Origin of the sequence: Cytobacillus sp. Hz8 (genome assembly GCF_042263505.1) — a bacterium.
GTDB lineage: Bacteria > Bacillota > Bacilli > Bacillales > Cytobacillaceae > Bacillus_BE.
The window spans coordinates 68,864-76,186 of the sequence record NZ_JBHKFI010000021.1; the positions used below are offsets into that span (position 1 = coordinate 68,864).

General features: G+C 39.4%; 5 protein-coding genes and 2 pseudogenes. 4 read left to right on the plus strand and 3 right to left on the minus strand.

The features are described 5' to 3' along the window. Positions 1-586: 586 nt before the first annotated feature. Positions 587-1,594 carry a DUF3231 family protein gene (locus ACE38V_RS19705; protein ID WP_375843987.1) on the minus strand — a complete coding sequence of 336 codons (1,008 nt, stop codon included), beginning with the start codon at positions 1,592-1,594 and terminating at the stop codon, positions 587-589. Positions 1,595-1,945: 351 nt separating this feature from the next. Between ACE38V_RS19705 and ACE38V_RS19710 the strand changes: the two genes are divergently transcribed. From ACE38V_RS19710 to ACE38V_RS19720, 3 genes are all read left to right on the plus strand, one after another. Further along, the gene (locus tag ACE38V_RS19710) at positions 1,946-2,845 is read left to right on the plus strand and encodes a DMT family transporter (protein ID WP_375843989.1); all 900 of its coding nucleotides are present in this window, start codon (positions 1,946-1,948) and stop codon (positions 2,843-2,845) included. A gap of 97 nt (positions 2,846-2,942) precedes the next feature. Then, a complete protein-coding gene (locus tag ACE38V_RS19715; protein WP_375843991.1) occupies positions 2,943-3,278 on the plus strand; it encodes a DUF4306 domain-containing protein in 336 nt (111 codons plus the stop codon). A gap of 166 nt (positions 3,279-3,444) precedes the next feature. Further along, entirely contained in the window at positions 3,445-4,830 is a 1,386-nt protein-coding gene (locus ACE38V_RS19720) for a cobyrinic acid a,c-diamide synthase CobB (RefSeq protein ID WP_375843993.1), read from the plus strand. Between the two features lie 231 nt (positions 4,831-5,061). Here the strand turns inward: ACE38V_RS19720 and ACE38V_RS19725 are convergent, their stop codons facing one another. Then, positions 5,062-5,829, minus strand: coding sequence for a TSUP family transporter (locus tag ACE38V_RS19725; RefSeq protein ID WP_375843994.1), 768 nt, complete (start codon positions 5,827-5,829; stop codon positions 5,062-5,064). A gap of 136 nt (positions 5,830-5,965) precedes the next feature. Further along, a pseudogene (gene gltC, locus ACE38V_RS19730) lies at positions 5,966-6,707 on the minus strand (glutamate biosynthesis transcriptional regulator GltC). Here gltC and ACE38V_RS19735 point away from each other — a divergent pair. Continuing rightward, positions 6,706-7,164, plus strand: a pseudogene (locus ACE38V_RS19735) (FAD-dependent oxidoreductase); the annotation flags it as partial. The pseudogenes gltC and ACE38V_RS19735 sit on opposite strands and share 2 nt — an antisense overlap. Positions 7,165-7,323 lie beyond the last annotated feature (159 nt).

The window sequence follows — 7,323 nt, forward strand, 5'->3', positions numbered from 1 at the left end:
GCAAAGCTGGAATTTGAGTGAAATGAGTCCAAAAGTCGGCCACTAATGGACAGCAAAGCCGGAATTTGAGTCAACTGAGTCCGAAAGCGGGTCACTAATGGACAGCAAAGCCGGATTCTGAGTCAACCGAGTCCAAAATCAGGTCACTAATGGACAGCAAGGCCGGAATTTGAGACAAATGAGTCCAAAAGTCGGTCACTAATGGACAGCAAAGCCGGATTCTGATTCAACCGAGTCCAAAATCAGGTCACTAATGGACAGCAAGGCCGGATTTTGAGTCAAATGAGTCCAAAAGCCGGTCGCTAATGGACAGCAAAACCGGATTTTTGTCAACCAAGTCCAAAAGCCGGTCACTAATGGACAGCAAAACCGGATTTTGATTCAACCGAGTCCAAAAACCGGTCACTAATGGACAGCATGACCGGATTCTGAAACAACCGAGTCCAAAACTAGGCCCGATTCGGACAGCTTGAACTAAATCCAAAAGCAATCGAGTTCAAAACAATAGCCTTTAGGTGTGAGAACATAATGAATTTTTTTAGAAAAAACAACAATCTTTGCGAGACCAGCGTTTTTCAATGTATCCTTAACAGTCTGAATGAAAATTCTTTTGATCTAATGGCTGAGGGGGTTGTTCCATCCAGCCACGATTGATCATAATTTTTAATCCTTCATCACTATAATTTGTGATTTCTGCAAGAAGCATTGTATATTGTACAACTAAATCCTTTCTCATCGTATTCGATATGGTATAGGACGTTAAATAAAATCCAATCATGGTTGTCGTAGTCATGAGAAACATGATAAGTCGGTCTGAAAAAGGAGAGATGGCGGAATCGGTGACCTCGTTGCTAACGGGAATAATTCCTAAGTGATTCTCTTTTACGAGGATTTTATTTAGTGCATGGATTTGTTTTTCCGCTAGCCTTTTCCCCTTTACTAAGTAATTCTTTATTTCCGTATCCTTCATGACTTGAATGAGGCCCATGAGAAGTACTAGCCCAATATAATTTCTTTCGATTGTATAAAAAATCTCCCCTAATTCCGCTGTATTTAACGGCCTTTTTTCACCGAACCAAGAGCCTAGCAGAGTTTGCTGTTCTTGAATAAATTCGACTTCTTTCGGGTAGGCAATTTTAGGAGGACGATCATATATGCCTTTAGAAAGCATAAGGTTTAACGATTTTTTATATAGAGAGGTGGCTTTTTGCAAGCACTCCTCAAATAGTTTAACAACATCTGTTCTCGCAACCTTTGTAAGAATGCGGGCATAATTTGGAACCGTTATTTGTCCACTGCGATATATAAAACTCAAAGCAAACAAGTTCGTATACAATGGGGGAGCCGTTAAATCGACATCCTTATCTGAAAAGCCCTTCGGTATAGGGAACTTCTCTTCTGCAAAAATCTCTTCTATTTTATTATTGATGGATTGCTGGAGGGATAAAGCTTCTTCAACAATTGGTTTAATTTCTGCATCCTTTAGAAATTCAAGAAAATGTTGAAAAAAACAGTTGCTCGCACTGTTTTGAATATAGGTTGTCCACAGTGCGGTAATCTCTGGAGTTGTTAGCTGGATGGAATGCTCTTCCATGAGTTACCTCCCATAGTAAGTTTATGATAATAGCTTGTGTTGGTTTCGATGGTTTATACTAAAAATCTCCAATTAGCAGCTTTTTCACATATAATAAAATCAGATAAATCCGTTGTGAATTTTCATAAATTTCTGTCATAATAAATGTAATTGTCTACATAAATATTTGTTTATGAGAATAACGGATGTAATGGAGGTGTTAGAGATGAGGCTCTATCTTGATCTTTTCGAAAATGACCAACCAGCGTTTCATTCCTAAGATGAGGGATGAATCGTTTTGAACTATCATGCCTCGTCTAAGGAGGAAAATGGATTAAAAATTTCCTTATAAAAGATGGAGGTTATCATTTAATGAAACAGAATTTATTAGGTGCGATCTATTTATCCTTAGCCGCCAGTATGTGGGGCGGTATGTATGTGATTAGCAAATATGTACTTGATTTTGTTCCGCCATTAACTCTTGTTTGGCTGCGCTATATTATTGCCTTTGTTGTTTTATTCGCGATTTTAAAGTGGCTAGAGCGGAAGAATGAGAACCGAGCGCCCATTCAAAAACGCGATTGGTTTCTTCTTGTATGGATTGGCTTTATTGGATACTTTGCATCCATTGCTCTGCAGTTTATCGGAACGAAATTATCCGATGCCCATACAGGGTCGTTAATTACTTCAGCGACTCCCGCTTTTATTGTCTTCTTTGCGCGTTTTCTATTAAAGGAGAAGCTAACTCTTCGAAAGATATGCTCTGTCACACTTGCTACAATCGGCGTGATGACGGTCATTGGTTGGAATATTAATGTAGGAACTTATTTTTGGGGGAGTATCATTTTAGTTGGCGCAGCTGTGACCTGGGCTCTATTATCTGTTTATGTAAAAATAGCCTCAGAGCGTTTCTCTTCTCTAACAATTACGACCTATGCTGTGTTGTTTGCGCTCATTTTTACAACGCCTTTTATGCTTTGGGAGCTTCAATCGAAAGATATTACTTATGAAAGCAGCTATGTTATATTGGGTGTTTTATATCTTGGAATTGTTTCCACTGCTGCTGCCTTTTTTCTCTGGAATAAGGGGCTTGAACTAATGGATGCTGGAATAGGTTCTCTATTTTTCTTTTTTCAGCCGCTTGTGGGTTCTTTCTTAGGCTGGCTGCTCTTGCATGAAAAATTAACGTTTCATTTTTTTATTGGTGGAGCCTTGATTTTAGCTGGTGTATTGATCGTGACTTTGCCAACAAAATCTGTTGAAAACGAATAATAGATATAGGGTGCCTCGTTATTATAAAGGGGCGCCCTTGGTTTGTTTATATCTGATGCCATAGCTAAGTCATATGTTAAAATAATTTTTTTGAAAAATGTTTCACTATGGGAGTGTGAATGCATTGAAAAAATGGTGGACCCTTTGGATCATAAGTATTCCGGTGTTTCTAATCACGTTTATGAATTCTTTTTTTATCACAAGTAAAGTTACTTCTTTAGCACAGTCAGAATGTAAGCGTCTGTTTATTTTTACTCCAAAAGATGTTCAATATTGCAGTGAGATTTATCCGATTGATCTATTTCTGATTTCTTTAAAGACTAAACCTCTCTCTTACATTTGTATTCTTTCAGGTATTTATCTTGTTGGATTTATTATTTATTTCTTATTGTCGAGATACAAGCTGAAACGAAAGGACTCACATTCTTCATAGTTATGCTAGAGTTTCATTATTTAATATAATTGGATTAGCTGGTGGTTTTGAAAAAATAATGATCTATTGAAATACATAGAGTACCATTGTCTTATTTAATAAACATGTTTCATAGGCAGGAGCTATTATGGTATATGGGAATGCTGTATATAATGGAGGTTTGTGTATGAGTGCGAGAAGAATGGTTATTGCAGGGACCGGAAGCGGTGTGGGTAAGACGTCTTTGACCATTGGAATTATGGTAGCTCTTCAACAAAAAGGATATAAGGTACAAGGGTTTAAATGTGGTCCTGATTATATCGATCCATCCTATCATACCGCTGTGACAGGTCGAGTTTCGCGAAATTTAGATAGCTGGATGTGTTCAAAAGACACCGTTCGCGATATTGTCTCACGTTCTAGCTTTGGAGCGGATATTTCGATTATTGAAGGAGTTATGGGCTTTTATGATGGGAAAAGTCCATTGGAAAATACAGGTTCCACTGCAGAAATCAGCTTGATCACGGAAAGCCCTGTTGTACTTATTGTGAACTGTGCGAGCATGGCCCGAAGTGCAGCAGCCATCGTGAAGGGCTTTCAGTCATTGGCGGAGGAGACAAATATAGTTGCCGTGATTGCCAATCAGGTGGGAAGCTCAGGACACTTTGAAATCGTCAAGGCTGCTATTGAGCAGGAATGCCATGTACCTGTGATTGGCTATTTGCTTAATGAATCGGATATTGAAATTCTAAGCCGCCATTTAGGATTAATTCCTGCTATTGAACGTGGTGAATTAGGCTTGTTTTTTGAGCAGCTTGGCACTTTGATTTCTGGGACGATTGATATCGATCTTTTATATAAGCTTGCGAAGACTACAACTCTGGCTAGGGGGTCTGATTGTATCTTTGAATCGCATCAGGATAAAGGGGTACAGATAGCGGTTGCAAAGGATGAAGCATTCAATTTCTATTATCAGGAAAATCTCGATCTATTAGAAGCATACGGGGCGAAGCTTGTTTATTTTTCTCCATTAAAGGGAGAGTCTGTTCCGAGTGCAGCTGCGGGCCTCTATATTGGTGGTGGCTTTCCTGAGGAGTTTGCAAAAGAACTTTCGGAGAAAAAAGCGGTGAAGGCGTCTATTTATGAAGCAGTCACAAAGGGGATGCCGACACTAGCAGAATGTGGAGGCTTTATGTATCTAACAGAGTCGATTCAATGTACAAATGGAAAGGAATATCCGATGGTGGGCTTTATCCCTGGAAGAGTAATCATGCAAAAGCAGCTAGCTGCGCTTGGTTATCGTGAAATTGCAGGTGTAAAAGGAAACTTCTTGCTGGATGAAAATGAAACAGCAAAGGGACATGAGTTTCATTATTCCGTGTTTGAAGGCGGAGAGATGCTTCCACCTGCCTATCAAACAAAGACTCGATTCGAAGGGAAGAAAGAAGGTTACCTTAAAGGAAATCTTGTCGCAGGATATTCCCATATTCATTTTGCCTCGAACCCTAAGCTTGCTGAGAACTGGGTGAAGGCTTGTGTGGATTACGCGAAGAATGGAGAGAAGCATGATTAGAAAAAAGTCGTAAAACGGGGGAAAGGGGTTGTCCTTTAGAACGCTCCAAAGTTTCAACAGCAAACACTAGACATGAATATCCTGTTATCCAATTTTTTAAATAAAAATCGGGAGCTGGAACCAAAAGGAGAAGAAGACATTACCTAAAACGCCTTTCTTGCTTCATCCAGCTCCTCAGAAAACCGAACCTATTTCATAAGTTCATTCAATCCAACATAAGAAAATCCCCAATCACTGAAAATAATCATATGTATTCTTTGCCAACAATAAAAAAGTTACAGCGATAAACAATGCACGTACATAACCGCTGCCCCGTTTAATGGCGAAGCGTGAGCCGCAAACAGCCCCGAGAAACTGGGCCATTCCCATTGGGATGCCGTAAGCGTAATTGATTTGGCCTAAATACATGAACATTAATAAGGCGGCAATATTGCTGCCAAAGTTTAAAAATTTGGCGTTTCCGGCTGCTTTTAAGAAATCGAAGCCAATCATTAAAAAAGCAAACATTAAAAAAGATCCGGTTCCAGGGCCAAGAAAGCCATCGTAGAAGCCAATCGCAAAGATTAAAACCATGAAAAGAAGGAGATAGCGCATGGATAATTTTTTATAGGTAGAAACATTGCCCCAGTCCTTTTTGAAAATCGTATAAATAGCCACTGCTGCAAGCATGATAAGCATAAGTGGTTTGAGGACATTGGGATTCATTAGGTGAACAGTCCATGCTCCAATCATAGAACCAATAAAAACAAGTGGAAAGAGTTTATAAATGGATTTAAGTTCGAGCTTTCCGGAGCGATAAAACATAATTGTACTCGTTAATGAGCCGATGGTCCCTGCTAATTTATTGGTCGCAACGGCAGATGCAGGTGACAAACCGGTAAATAACAAGGCTGGGAGGGAGATAAGTCCGCCGCCTCCAACAACTGAATCAATAAATGCTGCTAAAAAGCCAAAGACAACTAAAATCAATAATAGTGATGGATCTAAATCAAATAGCATCTAATCTAATCCGCCTCTCTGTATGAAACTCCAAAGCTAGTATTTACCATTCTATCAAATTATTTTGCTTTTTCAAGCTTCCATAAATTGCAAGGGAGATTCTTCAAAAATAATACCCAATAAAAATATCTGCGATTTAGGATAAATTATTCCCTTGGTACTGCTCTAATAGCGAGAAAAATTCCTTAACAAACTCGTAAAACACTTTTCCGGACGGAGATAAATCTCGATTTTTCGCTGTAATGACACCGACCGTCCGTTTGACCTGAGGGGCTATGATTGGAATTTTGACAGTGTAGCGCGGGGTGGAGTCTTGGAATGTGCTGTCCGGTAATAGACTGACGCCAATTCCGGCTGCAACCAAACCTTTAATGGCATCCATGTCTGTTCCCTCAGAGGAGATGCTTGGATGAAAACCGGCCTCTTTACACGCATCAATGACGATTTTTTTTTAAAATATAACCTTCGGGAAACAAAACGAAGCTGTCATTTTGTAATTCATTAAGAGTAATTTGTTTCCTTTCGGCAAGTGGGTGATGAATGGGTAATAATGCTGATAAATTTTCTGCGAATAAAATATAAGATTCAAGCTCCAGTTCTTTCGTTGGGACTGGCCCAACGAAAGCCAAATCCAGATCTCCATTTTTAACCGCATCTATTAAATAGGAATAGGAGCCCTGTCTTAAATGAAAAACCATATGATGTTTCCGGTCTTTAAAGGCAGAAATGACGGTTGGCAGCAGGTAGTTTGCTAGACTTGTTGGATAGCCGATTTTTATTGTCCCTTTATCTGGGTCTAAATATTCTTCAATTTTTTCCTTCGCATCTTCAATTGCGATCAAGGCCTTTTTTGTTTGCTTAAGGAAAGTTCTCCCAATGTGGCCGGCATATCCGAATGTTTTTACCGTGGATTATGCGCATAAGGAGGCTGAAGCTCAATTTGGGAAAGATCCACGCCAATACTCCGTTTTAACGAAAAAAATTGTTGCAGATGAAAGTGGGCAGGTGAAAGAACTGCATACGATTCAAATGGAAAAACGAAAGCAAGAGGATGGTTCTTATTTTTTTCAAGAAATTCCTGGAACGGAAAAAATTTGGCCGGCTCAATGCGTGTTGATTGCGATTGGATTTGAAGGGACAGAGCAATCACTACTCACGCAATTTGGAGTCGAGACAAACAGCCAAAAGGTGGCCACCACTTCTTGCTCTTATCAAACAAATATAGAAGGAGTATTTGCAGCAGGAGATGTACGCCGTGGACAGAGCCTGATTGTCTGGGCGATTCGCGAAGGGCGTGAAGCTGCCAAGGAAGTTAATACTTATCTAAATAAATAGGCATCATGACAAAAAAAAAGCACAGGTGCAGCTGAACTGCACCCCAATTGTTAGACACTATCTAACAATTGGAGGTGCAGTTTTTATATGACTAAATATACAAGTGATATAAAATTAAATATTATTCAAGGCTATAACCCGAAAGTAATTTCTCAAAAA